Origin of the sequence: Photorhabdus heterorhabditis, from assembly GCF_018448905.1 — a bacterium.
GTDB classification, from domain to species: Bacteria; Pseudomonadota; Gammaproteobacteria; order Enterobacterales; family Enterobacteriaceae; genus Photorhabdus; species Photorhabdus heterorhabditis.
Genome location: NZ_RCWA01000047.1, coordinates 1 through 17,428 on the forward strand (window position 1 = coordinate 1; position 17,428 = coordinate 17,428).

Annotated in this window: 18 protein-coding genes and 1 pseudogene; 10 read left to right on the plus strand and 9 right to left on the minus strand. The window is 43.0% G+C overall.

Features of this window, described 5'->3' with window-relative positions:
* Positions 1 to 361: 361 nt before the first annotated feature.
* Together EAE89_RS19895 and EAE89_RS19900 are read right to left on the minus strand one after the other, a co-directional pair.
* Positions 362 to 1,123, minus strand: a pseudogene (locus EAE89_RS19895) (tyrosine-type recombinase/integrase); the annotation flags it as partial.
* A gap of 176 nt (positions 1,124 to 1,299) precedes the next feature.
* Positions 1,300 to 2,163 (minus strand): YicC/YloC family endoribonuclease, encoded by an 864-nt coding sequence (locus EAE89_RS19900; protein ID WP_054479986.1) that lies wholly within the window; start codon positions 2,161 to 2,163, stop codon positions 1,300 to 1,302.
* A 125-nt stretch (positions 2,164 to 2,288) separates the two neighbouring features.
* On the opposite strand from EAE89_RS19900, the gene rph reads away from it, so the two are divergent.
* Both rph and pyrE read left to right on the plus strand, forming a co-directional pair.
* Positions 2,289 to 3,002 carry a ribonuclease PH gene (gene rph / locus EAE89_RS19905; protein ID WP_214086481.1) on the plus strand — a complete coding sequence of 238 codons (714 nt, stop codon included), beginning with the start codon at positions 2,289 to 2,291 and terminating at the stop codon, positions 3,000 to 3,002.
* 88 nt (positions 3,003 to 3,090) lie between these two features.
* Positions 3,091 to 3,732 carry an orotate phosphoribosyltransferase gene (gene pyrE / locus EAE89_RS19910; protein WP_054479984.1) on the plus strand — a complete coding sequence of 214 codons (642 nt, stop codon included), beginning with the start codon at positions 3,091 to 3,093 and terminating at the stop codon, positions 3,730 to 3,732.
* 58 nt (positions 3,733 to 3,790) lie between these two features.
* On the opposite strand, the gene slmA is transcribed toward pyrE, so the two are convergent.
* The 3 genes from slmA to coaBC all read right to left on the minus strand — a co-directional run bounded on the left by slmA (position 3,791) and on the right by coaBC (position 6,155).
* Positions 3,791 to 4,390 (minus strand): nucleoid occlusion factor SlmA, encoded by a 600-nt coding sequence (gene slmA, locus EAE89_RS19915; protein WP_214086482.1) that lies wholly within the window; start codon positions 4,388 to 4,390, stop codon positions 3,791 to 3,793.
* A 111-nt stretch (positions 4,391 to 4,501) separates the two neighbouring features.
* Positions 4,502 to 4,960, minus strand: a complete 459-nt coding sequence (gene dut / locus EAE89_RS19920; protein WP_054479982.1) for a dUTP diphosphatase — start codon at positions 4,958 to 4,960, stop codon at positions 4,502 to 4,504.
* Positions 4,938 to 6,155, minus strand: a complete 1,218-nt coding sequence (gene coaBC, locus EAE89_RS19925) for a bifunctional phosphopantothenoylcysteine decarboxylase/phosphopantothenate--cysteine ligase CoaBC (protein ID WP_054479981.1) — start codon at positions 6,153 to 6,155, stop codon at positions 4,938 to 4,940. Before coaBC ends, dut begins: the two co-directional genes overlap by 23 nt.
* A gap of 196 nt (positions 6,156 to 6,351) precedes the next feature.
* Here coaBC and radC point away from each other — a divergent pair, with 196 nt between their 5' ends.
* The 7 genes from radC (at position 6,352) to EAE89_RS19960 (ending at position 12,470) form a co-directional block, all read left to right on the plus strand.
* Positions 6,352 to 7,044: a RadC family protein gene (radC, locus tag EAE89_RS19930; RefSeq protein ID WP_054479980.1), complete on the plus strand. Its 693-nt coding sequence runs from the start codon at positions 6,352 to 6,354 to the stop codon at positions 7,042 to 7,044.
* Between the two features lie 240 nt (positions 7,045 to 7,284).
* Complete coding sequence (gene rpmB / locus EAE89_RS19935) at positions 7,285 to 7,521, plus strand: 50S ribosomal protein L28 (protein ID WP_004265123.1); 237 nt, start codon at positions 7,285 to 7,287, stop codon at positions 7,519 to 7,521.
* 11 nt (positions 7,522 to 7,532) lie between these two features.
* Positions 7,533 to 7,700 (plus strand): 50S ribosomal protein L33, encoded by a 168-nt coding sequence (gene rpmG / locus EAE89_RS19940; RefSeq protein WP_054479979.1) that lies wholly within the window; start codon positions 7,533 to 7,535, stop codon positions 7,698 to 7,700.
* A 174-nt stretch (positions 7,701 to 7,874) separates the two neighbouring features.
* Positions 7,875 to 8,996 carry a glycosyltransferase family 4 protein gene (locus tag EAE89_RS19945; protein ID WP_149616363.1) on the plus strand — a complete coding sequence of 374 codons (1,122 nt, stop codon included), beginning with the start codon at positions 7,875 to 7,877 and terminating at the stop codon, positions 8,994 to 8,996.
* A 188-nt stretch (positions 8,997 to 9,184) separates the two neighbouring features.
* Positions 9,185 to 10,195 (plus strand): glycosyltransferase family 9 protein, encoded by a 1,011-nt coding sequence (locus tag EAE89_RS19950; RefSeq protein ID WP_054479977.1) that lies wholly within the window; start codon positions 9,185 to 9,187, stop codon positions 10,193 to 10,195.
* On the plus strand, positions 10,192 to 11,295 hold the full coding sequence (locus EAE89_RS19955; RefSeq protein ID WP_149616362.1) for a glycosyltransferase family 4 protein: 1,104 nt from the start codon (positions 10,192 to 10,194) through the stop codon (positions 11,293 to 11,295). The genes EAE89_RS19950 and EAE89_RS19955 overlap by 4 nt, the downstream gene beginning before the upstream one ends.
* The gene (locus EAE89_RS19960) at positions 11,295 to 12,470 is read left to right on the plus strand and encodes a glycosyltransferase family 4 protein (RefSeq protein WP_054479975.1); all 1,176 of its coding nucleotides are present in this window, start codon (positions 11,295 to 11,297) and stop codon (positions 12,468 to 12,470) included. The genes EAE89_RS19955 and EAE89_RS19960 overlap by 1 nt, the downstream gene beginning before the upstream one ends.
* Positions 12,471 to 12,629: 159 nt before the next feature.
* On the opposite strand, the gene rfaL is transcribed toward EAE89_RS19960, so the two are convergent.
* On the minus strand, positions 12,630 to 13,895 hold the full coding sequence (gene rfaL, locus EAE89_RS19965) for an O-antigen ligase RfaL (protein ID WP_244866648.1): 1,266 nt from the start codon (positions 13,893 to 13,895) through the stop codon (positions 12,630 to 12,632).
* A 114-nt stretch (positions 13,896 to 14,009) separates the two neighbouring features.
* Here rfaL and mutM point away from each other — a divergent pair, with 114 nt between their 5' ends.
* A complete protein-coding gene (gene mutM, locus EAE89_RS19970) occupies positions 14,010 to 14,819 on the plus strand; it encodes a bifunctional DNA-formamidopyrimidine glycosylase/DNA-(apurinic or apyrimidinic site) lyase (protein ID WP_214086484.1) in 810 nt (269 codons plus the stop codon).
* Positions 14,820 to 14,889: 70 nt separating this feature from the next.
* Here mutM and coaD read toward each other — a convergent pair whose 3' ends face one another.
* Genes coaD through waaA form a run of 3 tightly spaced genes read right to left on the minus strand, consistent with a single transcriptional unit; the run spans position 14,890 to position 17,423 of the window.
* Positions 14,890 to 15,372, minus strand: a complete 483-nt coding sequence (coaD, locus tag EAE89_RS19975) for a pantetheine-phosphate adenylyltransferase (protein ID WP_054479972.1) — start codon at positions 15,370 to 15,372, stop codon at positions 14,890 to 14,892.
* Positions 15,373 to 15,377: 5 nt separating this feature from the next.
* On the minus strand, positions 15,378 to 16,145 hold the full coding sequence (locus EAE89_RS19980) for a glycosyltransferase family 2 protein (protein ID WP_166304458.1): 768 nt from the start codon (positions 16,143 to 16,145) through the stop codon (positions 15,378 to 15,380).
* Positions 16,146 to 17,423 (minus strand): lipid IV(A) 3-deoxy-D-manno-octulosonic acid transferase, encoded by a 1,278-nt coding sequence (waaA, locus tag EAE89_RS19985; protein ID WP_054479970.1) that lies wholly within the window; start codon positions 17,421 to 17,423, stop codon positions 16,146 to 16,148.
* Positions 17,424 to 17,428: the final 5 nt, after the last annotated feature.

Here is a 17,428-nt window from a genome sequence, read left to right on the forward strand (position 1 = left end):
GTTTCTTTAACAACGGCGAGGTGTTCAATCAGAGTCATCATTGAGCTATCTGAAGAGAAATAAGCGTGATTAGATCATGTCATTACTCTACTTTCAATAGGCGTTAAAAAAGTATGCTCGCGCCCTGACGTAGTCCTGGTGAGTCTGTATGCTCATAGAAGTAACTATCTGCAATTTTTCCATTCAAAAAATCTATTGAGTGAGTGAATTTAGGGGTGAATCGACTTACCCCTCCTTCCCTGATTGGCGGATTAAAGCCCAAAAGCACGCTTAAACTACCCTCACAAAAATTTTCCCATTCTGATTTTTCGCGGTATTTCATCGGTGAATAAAGTGCAGATTCAAACCCCTGCGTTTTGATACATAGCTCCATTTTTCGCAAGCATAGGGCAAGCAGTATCTTAAAGCTGATTTCATTCTGGCGGCTGATCGTTGACGTTCTAAACGCCCTCAGCACGTTGATTAATTCTTCCCTGGTCAGCCATCTATCGCGTGATACTTCCTTCCCACCAGCATCAGCAACCTCAAATGCTGAACAGGGATTTACATCAATGAGCTGACGCCTAATACCGTAATCAAATATGCGCCTCACCCATCGCAAGACATCGGTCGCTATAGTCGGTGCGCCTCTGTCTACTATCCCTTTGAGCATGTCATCAATATGACGGGGCTTCACGTCCTCCAGCTTCATATTGCCGATGCGAGGGTTAATGTCTTTATCTATTCGTCTACGGAGTATGTCGGGGTGTTTCCAGAGCGGTAGTATCTGGCGCTCAAAATATTCAGCCGCTAAGTCTGATACCTTTATAGCATTCTTTTCAGCATCAATCTTTGCTAGTGCTTCGGCCTTGCGTTCCTGTTTCTCCATAGCGACGTCATAACCCAAAGAAACACGCGCTGATAGTTCTCTAGTCAGTTCTCGTGCTTTGGCTAGCGATAGGTCAATGTATGAGCCTAAGATTATCACTCTGGGCTTTCCTGCGAACTTATATCTAAAACGTCATATAGGGTGCTTAAAGGTTTTTCGATAGCATAGATACAGCCCGTTACCGTCCGCTTTCCCTTCGAATCGCTCGCCTGACTTTATCCATGCCCTGATCTCTTTATCTGTGAGTTTAGGCATTATGCAATCTCCAATGTAAAAAATAGCCGTGTACCACTAAATGGGTTTCAATATCGCTGGTGGTACACGATAATCATGCGCTACTGTGATTCGCTCTGCAATGCCATGATAGTAAAAAAGCCAGATATAACAAATATATACTGGCTTGATGATTTGTTGTGAATCGCTATGAAACGTTACTCAATGTTTTGAATCTGCTCTCTCATCTGCTCAATTAGCACCTTCAATTCAATTGCGGAATTAGTGATATCGGCATTGATGGATTTGGATGCGAGTGTGTTAGATTCGCGGTTGAATTCCTGCATCATAAAATCCAGACGGCGGCCAACGGCCTCTTTTTTCTTCAGGATATTGCGGGTTTCTTTGACGTGAGCGTCCAGGCGATCCAATTCTTCTGCTACATCAAGGCGTTGAGCTAGCAGAACTAACTCCTGTTCGAGACGATTATTTTCAAGCTGTACCTGAGCTTCTTCCAGTTTGGTATGCAGGCGTTCCCGTTGCCATTGTATAATTTCAGGCATTTGCTGGCGAACTTTGCTGACTTCTTCGGTGACCGCATCCAGACGTTGTTCAATCATTGTCTTAAGTGCGGTACCTTCGGTTTCGCGGCTTTGAATAAAGGCATCCAGTGTTGTATCCAATTCTTTCAACAATTGGGTACTGATAGTATCCAGATCTTGCTCTTCCGCAGCCATAACGCCTGGCCAGCGCAGAATATCAACAGGATTGATTTCACCTTCATGACTCTGTTGTTTGACCCAATTTGCCGCATTCACCAATTGTTTTGCCAAGGTTTCATTTAAGATGAGTTCTCCCTGAGCGTGTGAGTCCAGTTCAAAACGTAGGTTACACTCAACTTTTCCGCGAGTCAGACGGGAACGAATACGCTCACGGATCACTGGTTCTAAACTTCTGAATTGTTCTGGTAGGCGGATATAAGTCTCTAAATAACGCTGATTAACGGAACGCAGTTCCCAAGCGGCATTTCCCCATTCACTTTTGATATCTCGCCGTGCGAAAGCAGTCATACTACGAATCATGATTCGTTCCCATTTAAACAAAAGATTAAGGGATTATAACGCTCGTCGTAGATGTAGGATAGGCATTAGACCCGTTAGGCCGTATAATGCGCCCCCAATAATGATTTAACAACGGAGATAACACTATGCGTCCAGCAGGAAGAGCGGCAGAGCAAGTGCGTCCTATCACTATAACTCGTCATTACACTAAACACGCGGAAGGCTCGGTTCTGGTGGAGTTTGGAGATACCAAGGTGTTATGTAATGCATCCGTTGAAGAAGGTGTTCCCCGTTTCTTGAAAGGTCAAGGACGGGGTTGGGTTACGGCTGAGTATGGTATGTTACCGCGCTCTACCCATAGCCGAAATGCTCGTGAAGCAGCGAGAGGCAAACAGGGAGGACGTACGATGGAAATCCAGCGTCTAATTGCCCGTTCACTGCGTGCCGCTATTGATCTGAAAAAATTGGGTGAATATACCATTACTCTGGATTGTGATGTCATTCAGGCTGATGGTGGTACCCGTACCGCTTCTATTACTGGTGCTTGTGTAGCTCTGGTTGATGCGCTGAATAAAATGGTTGAAGCAGGCAAATTGAAAGAGAATCCGCTGAAATCAATGGTTGCTGCGGTTTCTGTTGGTATTGTGGATAGTGAAAGTCGTTGCGATTTGGAATATGTGGAAGATTCAGCGGCTGAAACTGATATGAACGTTGTGATGATGGAAGATGGTCGGATGATTGAAGTGCAAGGCACTGCGGAAGGCGAGCCATTTAGTCATGATGAGTTACTATCTTTATTGTCCCTTGCTAAAGGGGGGCTAGAGACCATTTTTGCCGCGCAGAGAACTGCGTTAAAATAATTCAGTTGATCAAGGCGACGTAATAGTCGCCTTTTTTGTGCCTGTTGTATGGCAGATAATTAGAGCTAAGTAGAGAGGAGAGACACCAATGAAAGCCTATCAGCGCGAATTTATCGAGCTTGCGCTAAAAAAACAGGTATTAAAGTTTGGGGAATTTACCCTGAAATCAGGACGAAAAAGCCCGTATTTCTTTAATGCCGGGCTGTTTAATACCGGGCGTGATTTGGCGTTAATCGGGCGTTTTTATGCGGCAGCATTGTTGGATAGTGGTATTCAATGTGATTTGTTGTTCGGACCTGCTTACAAAGGTATCCCAATCGCAACAACAACGGCGGTTGCACTGGCAGAGCATCATGATATTGATATGCCATATTGTTTTAACCGTAAGGAAGCTAAAAATCATGGTGAAGGTGGGACTTTAGTCGGTAGTCCGCTTAAAGGCAATGTCGTATTGGTTGATGATGTTATTACTGCGGGCACTGCTATCCGTGAATCTATGGAAATTATTAAGCAGCATAGTGCGACGCTTGCCGGTGTGATGATTTGTCTTGATCGTCAGGAACGTGGGAATGGTGAAATTTCGGCAATTCAGGAAGTTGAAAGAGATTACAGCTGCAAAGTGTCTTCCATTATTACCTTGAATGATTTGATTCATTATTTAGGGGGTCAACCAGAAATGAAAGCGCATTTGGATGCAGTGGAAGCATATCGTGAGCAGTATGGTATTTGATAGTCAGTTTTAAAAAAAGCCCTCGCCCAATAGCGGGCGGGGTGAGTAGTAGAATAAATCATTGTAACTGAGCCCGTAATAATGGCCAGCGCGCTTCAAATTCCTGTGTTGGACGATAGTGGAATTCTGAGCGGACAAAGCGTGATAGCATCCCTTCACAAAATGCCAGTAATTGGGAGGCTAACAGCGACTCATCATAACTGAAACCGTGCCCATCACGTAATTTTTTCTCTTTCAAAACCTGACGGAGCTGTACTTCAATTCGTTCAAATAATTGATTTATGCGCTCTTGCAGCCGGTTTTGTTCAAACATCAGAGCATGGCCTGTCATGATACGAGTCAGCCCCGGGTTTTTTTCTGAGAAGCCTAGAATCAAGGCTAATATCAGGCGAATACGAGCAATGGTATCTTTCTCGTCTTGCAGAATCAGGTTAATCCGTGAAATTAATGAGTTTTCGATAAACTCAATCAGACTGTCAAACATCTGGGTTTTACTGGGAAAATGCCGGTAGAGTGCGGCTTCGGAAACACCTACATTGGCGGCCAGTTTAGCGGTGGTTATCCGATGGCTACCATCACGGGACTGTAACATATGCGCTAAAGCCTGCAAGATTTCCTCGCGCCTGTTTCTTTTCTTCATATTTTCGTTTTCTGCCATATCGGATAAGACCCCTGCTAAGAACAGCAAAACAAATCAGCAATCCTTTGCTCAAATATCATTGAGCAAAGGATATGATAATGGGTGAACGGTATTAGGTTTTACAGAGAGTTATTGGCGCCCGGAATGACCAAAACCACCGCAGCCTCTCTCACTGGCTGCAAAATCTTCTACCAAATTGAATTCAGCCTGAACGACAGGTACAAAAACCATCTGAGCGATACGTTCGCCCGGTTCGACAGTAAAAGTTTTATCACCACGGTTCCAGACCGAAACCATCAGTTGGCCTTGATAATCGGAGTCAATCAAGCCAACCAGATTACCCAAAACGACGCCATGTTTATGTCCAAGGCCAGAACGAGGCAGAATAACGGCTGCCAGTTGCTCATCACCAATATGAATGGCAAGCCCGGTCGGAAGAAGTTCAGTTTGTCCAGGCGCCAGTTCTACTGCTTTATCAAGGCAAGCCCGCAAGTCTAAACCGGCGGAACCCGGGGTGGCATAAGTTGGCAGGGGAAATTCCTTTCCGATACGTGGGTCAAGGATTTTAACGTCGATTTTTTTCATCATAGCGTCTGACTATCTCGTCTAATAAATGGTGGCTGAGTAATAATTTATTACTATGAGGTAAGCGGATTTCTCCCTCATGCCAGAACAAATGTAATGCATTAGTATCGCTGTTAAAGCCGTGGCCAGTAAGGGATACATCATTTGCACAAATTAGATCCAAATGTTTTTGGTTCAGTTTTTTGCGTGCGTATTCTTCCACATTCTGGGTTTCTGCTGCAAATCCTACTACAAAAGGACGGTTTTCTTGCATTGTTGCCACATTAGCAACAATATCTGGGTTTTTAATCAAGGTGAAAGTGACCTCATCACCCTGTTTTTTAATTTTTTCTGTAGCAATTTGTTTAGCGCGGTAATCTGCAACGGCAGCACAACCAATAAAGATGTGCTGTGAACCGGCTACTATCTGTGCTTGTTCATTCATTTCTAAGGCACTGGTTACGTCGATTCGCTTGACACCCGGTGGTGTTGGTAAATGAACCGGGCCTGTGATCAGCGTGACTTCCGCACCGCGTGTCGCGGCAGCTTGGGCGATAGCAAATCCCATTTTGCCGGAGCTGTGATTACTGATAAAGCGGACTGGGTCCAGCGCTTCACGAGTTGGTCCAGCGGTAATAGCAAGTTTTAGGTGAGCTAAATCTTGGCTTGCTTGAAAATGTTGTTCGGCCAGTTCGACAATTGCCATTGGGTCCAGCATCCTACCTGGGCCAACGTCACCACAAGCTTGGTTGCCATTGTCGGGACCCCACAGGAGAACTCCCCGTTCTTCAAGAATTTTGAGATTATGTTGTGTTGCTTGGGCACGAAACATTTGCTGATTCATCGCAGGAACCGCAGCAATGGGGGCTGAGGAAGCCAGACAGACAGTTGTTAACAGATCATTAGCCATACCAGCCACCAAGCGAGCGAGTAAATCCGCAGTAGCAGGGGCAAGGATAATAAGTTCAGCCCATTTGCCAAGTTCAATGTGCCCCATAGCGGCTTCTGCTGCTGGGTCTAATAGGTCGTCAGAAATGGGGTAACCGGAAACTGCCTGCAATGTCAGTGGGGTAATAAATGCTTCTGCTGCCGGTGTCATCACTACACGTACCTGCGCACCGCGATCACGCAAACGGCGTATTAACTCGGGAGTTTTGTAAGCGGCGATCCCTCCGCTGATACCGAGCACAATCTGTTTGCCGGAAAGTCCTGCCATCATGATTGTCCGAATATAAGTTGAAAGGGTTTTGGATTTTATCACAAGAGATTACAGAGTTGAGGATAGTCTGAGTTTTGATAGTAAAAAAAGGTAAGTTTGCGAGCGGCTACGCAGCTCTTGATTATGACATTCGCGCTTATTTTTACGGCATGGAATACTGCTTGTATCAGATGAAACAGAGCCGGGAGATGAATATATGGAAGTTAATATTGCTGAAAATACAGAAGAAATATATTCGAATTTAGCTCCCAGAGAAAAATTGCTGGCGTATGGCTCGGTTTCTCTGACAGATGCCGAGTTACTGGCTATTTTTCTGCGTACCGGAACTAGAGGTCTTCCTGTTTTACGGATGGCTGAATTTCTGCTGAAAGAGTTTGGGTCTCTATACCATGTACTCTCTGCTGATTATGACACTTTCTGTTCTCATAAAGGAATGGGATTAGCTAAATACGCGCAACTGCAAGCCATTGCAGAACTGGCAAAGCGTTTTTTCTCCAGCCAGTTCATACATGAAGATATTATGAGTAGCCCAAGTGTAACCCGAGAATATTTGCAAAACTTATTATCAGGGCGTGACAGGGAAATATTTGTTGTGTTGTTTCTCAATAATCAAAATAAAGTTATCTGCCATGAGGAGATGTTTAAAGGCACAATCAATAAAGTTGAAGTTCATCCTCGTGAAATTGTCAGATTGGCGATAAAGGTGAATGCTTCGTCCATTATCTTGGCACATAATCATCCATCAGGTCATGCAGAACCCAGCTTGGCGGATAAGATAGTCACTGATAAAGTCATTGATGCCTGTAATCTGGTTGGCATACAGGTACTGGATCATCTTGTTATTGGCCGACAATGTTGTGTTTCATTTGCTGAACGGGGATGGATTTAGTCTAACTTTTTCAAGATCCTTGGGGATCTTTAGTTGTGCGGGACTTGAGCGTCAGCGATTGAGGGCGTATACTACGCCACCTTTGAGGATCTTTGGTTTGGCGAGAAGAGCCTATCTCAGCACATTTTCTGAGTAAATGTGAGTCTTTTCAGTAGAATTTGCTGAGATGGGCTCCTAAGCCTGACGAGGCGGCCATACCCAATACAAAGCTCGAGCTGATTTGATTTTTGGAGAATAGACATGTCCCGAGTCTGCCAAGTTACTGGCAAACGCCCGATGAGTGGTAATAACCGCTCTCACGCATTGAATGCGACTAAGCGTCGTTTTTTGCCTAACCTGCATTCCCACCGTTTCTGGGTTGAGTCCGAGAAGCGCTTTGTAACTCTGCGTGTATCTGCTAAAGGTATGCGTGTGATTGATAAGAAGGGTATTGATGCAGTTCTGGCTGAACTTCGTACCCGCGGTGAGAAGTACTAAGGAGCTGAAAAATGGCTAAAGGTATTCGCGATAAAATCAAGCTGGTTTCTTCAGCTGGTACTGGTCACTTCTATACCACTACGAAGAACAAGCGTACTATGCCTGAAAAGCTGGAAATGAAAAAATTCGATCCAGTTGTTCGTCAGTATGTAATGTACAAAGAAGCTAAGATTAAGTAATTCTGGCTGATTTGATAAAAACCCGGCTTAGGTCGGGTTTTTTGTTGCCTGAAGAATTTTAAAACAGATATTCACTCTTTCTTCTCAGCATTTCATATATATCCTGTTATTCGTAGACGTAAAATGCTGTTTCGCTATACTAACGCCTTCCGGTAGGCTGGATATAGAACTGAAATGGCTAAAGAAAAACTAAATATTTTACATACAGAATCTTCTTGTGGTTGGGGAGGCCAGGAGATACGTATTCTGACGGAATCCCAAGGGATGATAAAACGTGGGCATAAGGTAGTTATCATCTGCTGTCCTGATTCTAATATCTACCGCGAAGCAAAATCTTATGGTGTTCCGGTTGTTGCCTTGCCTATTGAAAAAAAACGTTTGTCTTGCTTTCTTGCTATGCGTAATTGGTTGAAAAGAGAAGGCCGTCAGTTTGATGTTATTAATACGCATAGCTCTACAGATTCATGGTTGGTTGCCGTGGCTTGTGCAACATTAAGGCATATGCCACCAATGGTCAGAACCCGGCATGTTTCTACCAATGTATCTACTTCAATAACAACCCGCTGGTTGTATCTGAAAGCGTGCCAGCATATTGCGACTACAGGTGAAAAACTACGTCAGCATCTGCATGTAAATAATCGTTATCCATTACAGCATATGACATCAGTACCGACCGGCATTGATTTAGGTCGTTTTCGACCAGAAGATAAGAAGGTCTGTCGTCAGAGGATTGGGATTCAGGATAAACCGACATTAGGTGTCGTTGCGACCATGAGAACCTGGAAAGGGCATCGCTATTTGTTGGAAAGTTGGAAATTTCTTCACCAGAAATACCCTGACTGGCAACTTTTATTTGTTGGTGATGGTCCACAACGTAAATCACTAGAACCTTTAGTGAAGCAGGAAGGTTTGTCGGACAGTGTCATTTTCTTGGGTAACCGGCAAGATGTTCCTGATTGTTTGAATGCGATGGATCTATTTGCATTACCTTCTTTTGGTAATGAAGGTGTGCCACAAGGGATTATGCAGGCAATGGCTTGTGGGATACCTGTCGTATCAACTTCAGTGGGGGCAATTACCGAAGCGGTAATTGATGGTGAAACGGGTTATATTGTGGAACCCAGAAATGCAGCATTATTGACAGGAAGTTTAGATTTATTGATGCATAATAATGAATTGCGTTTACAATTCAGCCATTCTTCATTAGAGCGTGCAAAGGCTTTATTCGGAATGGATAATATGTTGGATAAAATGGAAAAGATTTTTGCTTGTAGCATTAAAGATAAAAAACGTTAACATTTTTTGCGATTTATTCTAAGCTCTATTCTTTGGTCTATGGTTTTGGGTGATATTTAACTCATTGATGTGAAGGTTACTTTTAATGGATTGTTAATTAAATTACCCTGTTTCGAACAATCGTATATAAAGTAGTTTTATTGTATCTTTTGTTGAATTTTATAACAGATTAATCAGATAATTATCTTATGCAAATCAAAAATATTCTGGTCATTATTATAGCACGTTTCGGTGACACCTTATTGGTAACGCCGGTTATTCGTGCTTTAAAGCAGAAATGGCCTGATGCGAATATTGATGTTATGGCGCATAAAAGAACTAAACAGATCCTTGAAAATATAAGTGATATCAATCAACTGACTGCCTTTTCAAAAGGCAAGGCAAAATGGTGTGGCTGGTTTACCCGTAGACATTATGATATAGCTTTAGTATATAACGACGATAAGCCTTTATTGCAGTATGCGAAACGTAAATCACGCTTAACAGTTTCATTTTCAGATAAGTCTTTGTTGCAACCTGATTGGCTGACGGTAAAAAAGCCAGAGCAGTTGATGCCAGCTCAGCAGGAACGAGCCATGCTTGCTAGCGCGATAGGGGTTGAAGTAAGTGACTGGCAGTTGAATTACTGTATTAGTGAAGAGGAATTGCATTTTGCTAACAGTTTTATGCGGCAGAATCATTTGGATAATACACCTCTGATTGGTTTTCAGTTACAAAGTTTCCCGGCAAAAGCCTATCGTGACTGGCCAGTTGAGCGTTTTTATAAATTAGCTCAATACATTTATAGCCATTATCCACATTCGCATATTATGTTATTAGGCAGTACTGACGGTGAAATTGCTGCACAATCACTGGCAGAAAGACTAGGTGTTGAGAAATGTACTTCACTGGCTGGTAAACTGACAATGCGACAGAATGCGGCAATGATGAGTAAGCTTGATTTGTACGTTGGGGTTGATACAGGGCCGACACACTTAGCTGGTGCATTAGGTATCCCGATGGTTGCTATGTATCACAGTTTTCACCCAGGTCGTTTTTTAGCGCCTCAACAGCATCCACATTTGGTGGTTATTGAACATCCGATTCATTATATGCAAGCCACACGCGAAGACCCGATGTCTGTTATATCTGTTGAACAAGTCTGGCAGGCAACTCAAAAGTTACTAGAAACTCAGTCATCAGGGATAACAACAAGATGAAAATAGGTTTAGTTGATGTCACTGTAACCGTGTCTTACGGTGGTATTCAGACGGCAGTTTGGGAGCTTGCGAAAGCACTGACTGATGCAGGTCATGAAATTCATATTTTTGGTGGAACGGGTAATGTTCAACCAGATCTCAGTGGCAGATCCATACAGATCCATACTTTTCCGTTCATCTCCAGAGAGAAAGTGATTAATCTTGGTCGCCGTTTTCAGCGTATTGTTGAACGTTACTCATTTGCCCGCCATGCTCGCCATGCTGTTATTGCCGAAGATTTTGATTGGATTATTCTAACTAAGCCGTTTGATTTTTTTTGGCCACGAATGATGCCAAAAGAGAGCCGTACTAAGTTTTGCTATATGAGCGGAGGTACCAGCTTCTTCAAGGGGGACAGGAAGCTGAGTAAGAAAATTTCAGCTTGGGTGGCATGTAGTCATTTTAATGCTTGGCAGATTCAGCACCATTTTAAACAATTTCCGCAGGTTATTTACAACGGGGTTGATATTAATAAATTCAGGCCGGCAGATTCTTCTGTCAGAACTCATCTTGGGATCAGTGATAAAACGTTTTTGTTGACTTTTGCTGGGCGTCTGGTTGGCTGGAAAGGTATGCATGTAGCCATTGATGCAATGGCTCAGCTACGGGATCAAGATGTTAAGTTGTTGATTATCGGCGCGGGTGAAGATCTGCAACGGTTGGAGAAACGGGTTGCAGCACTGCGACTAGAAGGACAGGTAATCTTCCATCCACCGGTAGGACATGATCAATTGCCTGAATATTATGCTGCTGGTGATGCGGGGATCTTCCCAAGCATTGGTGATGAAGCGTTTGGGATCACTATCGCTGAAGCTATGGCGTGTGGCAGACCTGTTATTGCCAGTTATATCGGAGGCATACCTGAAGTTGTCGGTAATGAAAATAATTCAGGTATTTTGGTCACTCCAGGGGATGCTTCAGCCATTGTCGATGCGGTTAATGTTTTATTGTCCCAGCCAGACAGAGGGCAAAATATGGGAAGGCAAGCTCGTCAGCGGATCGAAACAATGTATACCTGGGAGCATTCAGCAAATCGTTTACTGAAAGCAATAGATAAATAATGAAGATTGCCTATATCGACCCCTATCCGGTTCCAGATTATCGGGTGGCATCATTACAAATCCTACAGAATGTTGACGCATTTGCCCGTCAGGGGGCTAATGTGTACTTGGTTACGCCAGAGGGTACAATTACTGCTGAGGAGATACTTGGGCGCACATTATCATCATTAGCTAAACGGGTTCCTTTACGCAATATCCGGCGTAAATGGTACTTTCCGCTCAATACTCAAAAGATGTTCTATTTCCAGGTTTCCTGTTGGCTGAAAAAGAATAAGGTAGATGCTGTTTTTACCCGTAATTTGAAAATGGCAAAATATCTATTATGTGAACATCCAGAAATTCCTCTGTTTTTTGAAAGTCATGAAATTTTTGCTCAGTCATTTAAAGAATCACATGATTTGAGTAAAAATAAAAATCAGTATAAATATCAGAAACTGAAAGAAGCCGAGCACTTTGTTTATAGTCAGTCTAGGGTTATTTTTGTTCTGACGTCGTTACTGAGTGATGACATTATCAGTGGATATAGTGTTAGCACACCAATTGTTGTGGCCCCAGATGGTGTGGATATGTTGGCCGTGGAATCGATATCATTAGATAAACTTGTATCAAATGACCGTGAATTACCAACCCAGATTCTTTATCTGGGAAGTTTGCATCGTTGGAAAGGTATTCCAACGGCGATTGAAGCGATGATGTATCTTGAAAATGCAGTACTGAATATTGCTGGTGGTGAGCCAGAACAAATTAAACAGTTACAACAGATTGCTCAGCAGATTGGTGTTTGTGACAAAGTTAATTTTCTGGGGTTTATTCAACCTAAATTACGTTTTCAGATGATTGCAGATAATGATATTTGTCTGTTGCCATTAACTAAGACCAGCATTGGTAGCCGTTATACCTCACCACTGAAATTATTCGAATATATGGCGATGGGTAAACCTGTGGTTATCTCTGATTTTCCTTCTATTCGTGATGTGGTTGATGAAAATGCAGTGAGTTTTGCCGATAGTGAGAATGCGGAAAGTTTTGCTGAGCAAATTCGGTTATTGAGAGCTAATCCGGGAAAAGTTAAAGTACAAACCAGTTATGCAAAAATGCTGGTAACAGAGCGCTTTAATTGGGATCAGCGAGCCAGACTTATTATGCAGATAATATCAAAGGATATTTCTGCATAATAATTGGTCTGATGGTGGTCATATTACAGTCACTGATGATATGACCGGGGTACCTGATTGATTACTCACTTTTCTTTTTATATATACCTGTTATCTTTCAAGTTGCTTCTTTGTTGGCTGCACTCTCTCACCCCGGTCACAGTGTTATCTATGACATAGTTAGCTATGCTCCCGGGGATTCGCTCCCTTGCCGTCGCGATGCATCTTGAAATCTATTGGGTATAGTGCAATCATCAAACCGAGCAAAATGCCTATCTCATTAATATAGGTATTTTCAAAAGCTCCACGGACAATAAATAGTCCAATAAATCCAGTTAATAGAATAATGCCAGCCTGCTTTATTATACCACTGTTACGGGCAATAATATGGCTACCAGTATACAGCGCGGAGAAGGTCATCAGTAAGGTTGTGATTAGGCCGATTACTCCACCCGCAAACCAAAATGCCAGAAAAATATTGTGGGGGCCGATGGAGGTACGAAATATCCAGTCTGGATAATCAGCCACTCGTTCATTGTAAACCTTATGGTAGACTTTATTGCCATAACCATAGCCTTTAATCGGGTTTTCTATAATTAAAGCCAGAGCAGAACTTTGTACACCATTAGTATATCGATGTGTACTATCTGTTTGTGTGAGCTTATAAACTAGTAGTTTGGGAGTGCTATTATCTATGGAGGTTAAGTGTGTTGTGGCTGTTAGTAAACCCAGACATATTGTTGCTACAAGTGTTAGTTTCCATTCCCGATTAATAATGATAATGAAAGCAGTTATAACAACAACAGCTACCCAAGCACCACGGGCCAGAGTACCTAATAGCAAAAACAAGCTTATTGCGGAAGCAATGGCCAATATCAACCAACTCGTTAAGGTATGCTTTTTCCACAACGCCCAGGTGCAGAGTAAGATAGGGAAATAGAAAATAAAACCATAAGAAAATTCCCGGTGGTCGAAGTTGGTAAAAGGCATTTCACCCTTACTATAGTCAATAAGATATTTACCAATATCAGTCAGGCATATTGCCAGCATCCCAATAGTAAATGAATATAAAATCATTTTGGCAATATTTTCTTTATTCTCTTTGTACAATACAATAGGAAAAGTAAAACTGAACAGTAACAGCCCATTTAGAATGGGTTTATTCATCTCTTGAAAGCTCAATGCAGGGTCGACGGAGATCGCCACTGAATAGAACATTGCTAAGGTGAATAACAGAATAGACAGAAACAATGAATTGCGCATGGAGCGCATCACTTGACGAAAATCCGTCGCCAGATAGGTCAGCGCGGTAATACCAATCAGGATTATAACCAAATTTTTATATCTTGTTATATCAGGCAGATAAACAAGGGCTATATAAATCCCAATGATGGATAAGTTCCATAATGATTTTTTGTTGCGATTTTTAATATCAAATATATTCATCAATCTGTTTTCATTCCTGTTGAGTTTGGTTGGAAATGATACACGAAAATATTATCTTAATCTGCTGAGATGCAATAGAGTTAAAACAATATACATAATACAGGAGTTATCATCATGCCAGAACTACCAGAGGTAGAAACCAGCCGGAGAGGAATAGAACCACATCTGGTAGGAAACGTAATTCAGTATGCGGTGGTTAGAAATGGGCGGTTGCGCTGGCCTGTTGCGGAAGAAATCATGAAACTGAGTGACCGGCTTGTACTCAGTGTTCGGCGACGGGCTAAATATTTACTGATTGAGTTGGCAGAGGGTTGGATTATTATCCATTTAGGTATGTCGGGTAGTTTGCGGATTTTGTTGGAAGAACGCCCTGCGGAGAAACATGATCATGTGGATTTGGTCATGGCTGATGGCAAGATTTTGCGTTATACCGACCCCAGACGATTTGGTGCGTGGTTATGGAGTGATGACCTCAATCAGTGTTCAGTATTGACGCATTTAGGGCCTGAGCCACTTACTGATGGCTTTAATGGCGCTTATCTTTACGCTCAATCAAGAAATAAAAAAACATTGATTAAGCCTTGGCTAATGGATAACAAGCTAGTTGTAGGGGTTGGGAATATCTATGCAAATGAAGCGTTGTTCACTGCCCGTATTCAGCCTGAGCGCCCGGCACATACGTTGACTGAGCGTGAAGTGTATTTACTGGTAGAAACGATTAAAAAGGTTCTGCAACGATCTATTGAGCAGGGGGGGACGACACTCAGGGATTTCTTGCAATCTGACGGTAAACCGGGCTATTTTGCTCAAGAACTGTTTGTTTATGGCAGGACGGGAGAGTCGTGTCGGATTTGTGGTGGAAAGATAGAAAGTATTAAGCTTGGGCAGCGTAGCACTTTCTTTTGCCGTCATTGTCAGCATTAATTTATGCTGGATATCGGGGTGAAGCGTAGAGATAGGTAACATCCTCGCTAACCCCGATAATTTCAGAAAATTATTTACCTAATTTTTTTAGCATTGCCTGTGCAACAGGTTCTGGTAAGAATGATGAAATATCGCCATCGTGACGGGCGACATCTTTAATCAAGGATGAAGATACAAATGAGAGATTTTGCGATGGTAGCAAAAAGACACTCTCCAATTCAGGCATAAAGTGGCGGTTCATATTGGCGAGCTGCCATTCATACTCAAAATCAGACACTGAGCGAAGACCTCGGATAAGAATATTGGCTTGCTGCTTCTTTGCAAAATTAGCCATCAATTCACAAAAACCCACCACTTCGACATTATCCAAGTGTGTGGTCACTTCTTTGGCCATAGCAACGCGTTCATCCAGAGTAAACACAGGATTCTTCCGGGCACTATTGGCAATAGCAAACAGAACGTGGTCGAACATATCCGCAGCACGGGTAACGATATCGATGTGCCCATAGGTAACAGGATCGAAGGTTCCGGGATAAATGGCTTTGGTTTTCATCAATTTTACCCTTGTTGCTGTCTCTTTTCCCACAACGCGACATATTTATTAAACGTATATTGAGCGTTAACGATAGCCAGTATTAACCCCTGTTTACCATCAAGAAAGCCAGCCCGCAATAGCCAGGTTTTAAAGAAAGCGCCGAAAGTATGGCTGAAAATCGAAAAATAACTGCATAGCTTACCTTGTTCATGACGTTGTTTTGCCCATGCTTTAGCGTAATTCAGCTGTTTTCCCTGAAATTCCATCAGATCACGGCAAGTAAGATGAAGTAAATCTCCTTTCAAAATAACAACTGGGGCTCTATGGGTTTCAAGCGATTCATGAACCTGATTATCATTGTATTGATAACGATCACGCGCATAGAGACGAAGGACTCTATCGGGATACCAGCCACTGTGTTTCATAAAGCGGCCAAGAAATAAATTCCGTCGGGCGCAACTGTAGACTTTGTTATTATCAGCATGGGTCAGAACTTGTTCTATAGATGCTCTCAGTTCTGGCGTTACACGCTCGTCTGTATCGATCATAAAAATATAATCACCAGAAGCATATTGCTGGGCTAGCTGGCGCTGGCGACCAAATCCCGGCCATTCTGTATTAGAAAATATTTTTGCGCCCATTGTCTGTGCTATCTGGCAGGTGTCGTCTGAACTGCCAGAATCAAGCACGATGATTTCATCAGCCCAACTGACTGAGGCCAGACAATCTGTGATCAGATCCGCTGAATTCTTGGTAATCATCACAACGGAAAGACGTTTTCTCTTACTCATTCAGTGGCTCCGTGGGGGGAGATAGGGTTCCAGCAATTTAAGCAGACGTTGAAGAGTACCTTGATTCTCATGCAATACTTCTGCTGCGTGGCGCCCATAGTACAAGCGATAATCTTCATCAGTCAGCAAGCTATTGATTTCGGTGAACAGAGATTGGCTGTTAGTCACGGTAATCAGGCCATTAGCTTGATCCAATTTGGCGCAGATAGCTTTAAAGTTAAAGGTATGGGGACCCATTAACACTGGAATGGCATGGGCTGCGGCTTCCAGCGGGTTATGTCCGCCACGTTCAACCAAGCTGCCACCAACAAAAGCTAGATCAGCTATACCATAGAGCAGCATCAGTTCACCCATAGAATCGCCGATAACAACCTGGATATTAGCTTCGGGAATTTTTCCTGAACTGCGAAGAATATAACTTAATCCGGCTTTCTTTGTTAACTCTTCAGCTTTAGTAAAACGCTCTGGATGGCGTGGTACGAGGATCAGCAGCAGATTTGGGTATTGTTTTAATAACTTGCAATGAGCATCCAGAATAATGCTTTCTTCTCCATCGTGGGTACTGGTAGCTATCCAGACAGGACGGCGGGCGGCCCACTGGCGTCGTAATGTCACTGCCTTAGCGGCCAGTTCTGGTGTGACTGAGATATCGAATTTCAAACTGCCGGTGATAGCCAACTGAGAGCGTTTCAAACCTAATTCAATAAAACGTTCGCCATCTTCCTGATTTTGAGCCGCAATTAAGGTAATTTTGTGCAAAATTGCTTTTACGAAATGGCCTATTTTTTGGTATCCGATTGCGGAACGTGCAGATAAACGGGCATTGGCAATCACTAGAGGAATGTTACGTTGATGAAGCTGGAAAATCAGATTAGGCCAAAGCTCTGTTTCCATAATGATAACTAACTTCGGGTTAACTTGGTTGAGAAAGCGCTCCATAGAACCGGGAAGATCGTACGGCAAATAGACGTGATTAACATCATTTCCCAAAGCAGAAAGCACTCTCTCTGAGCCGGTTGGCGTCATAGTCGTCACGGTAATCGGTAAGAAGGGATAGTGATGACGCAAAGCTCTGACCAAAGGGATTGCGGCCAACGTCTCACCCACGGAAACTGAATGAAGCAGGATGCCCCCAGCGGCAACTTTACCTGCACAGAAACCGTAACGTTCACCCCAGCGCTTGCGATAAGCAGGGGCCTTGCGGCTGCGAAGTAATAAACGCAACCAAATCAGAGGTTGGATGAGGTAGAGAAGTACCTGATATAAACGCAATAACATTCTAT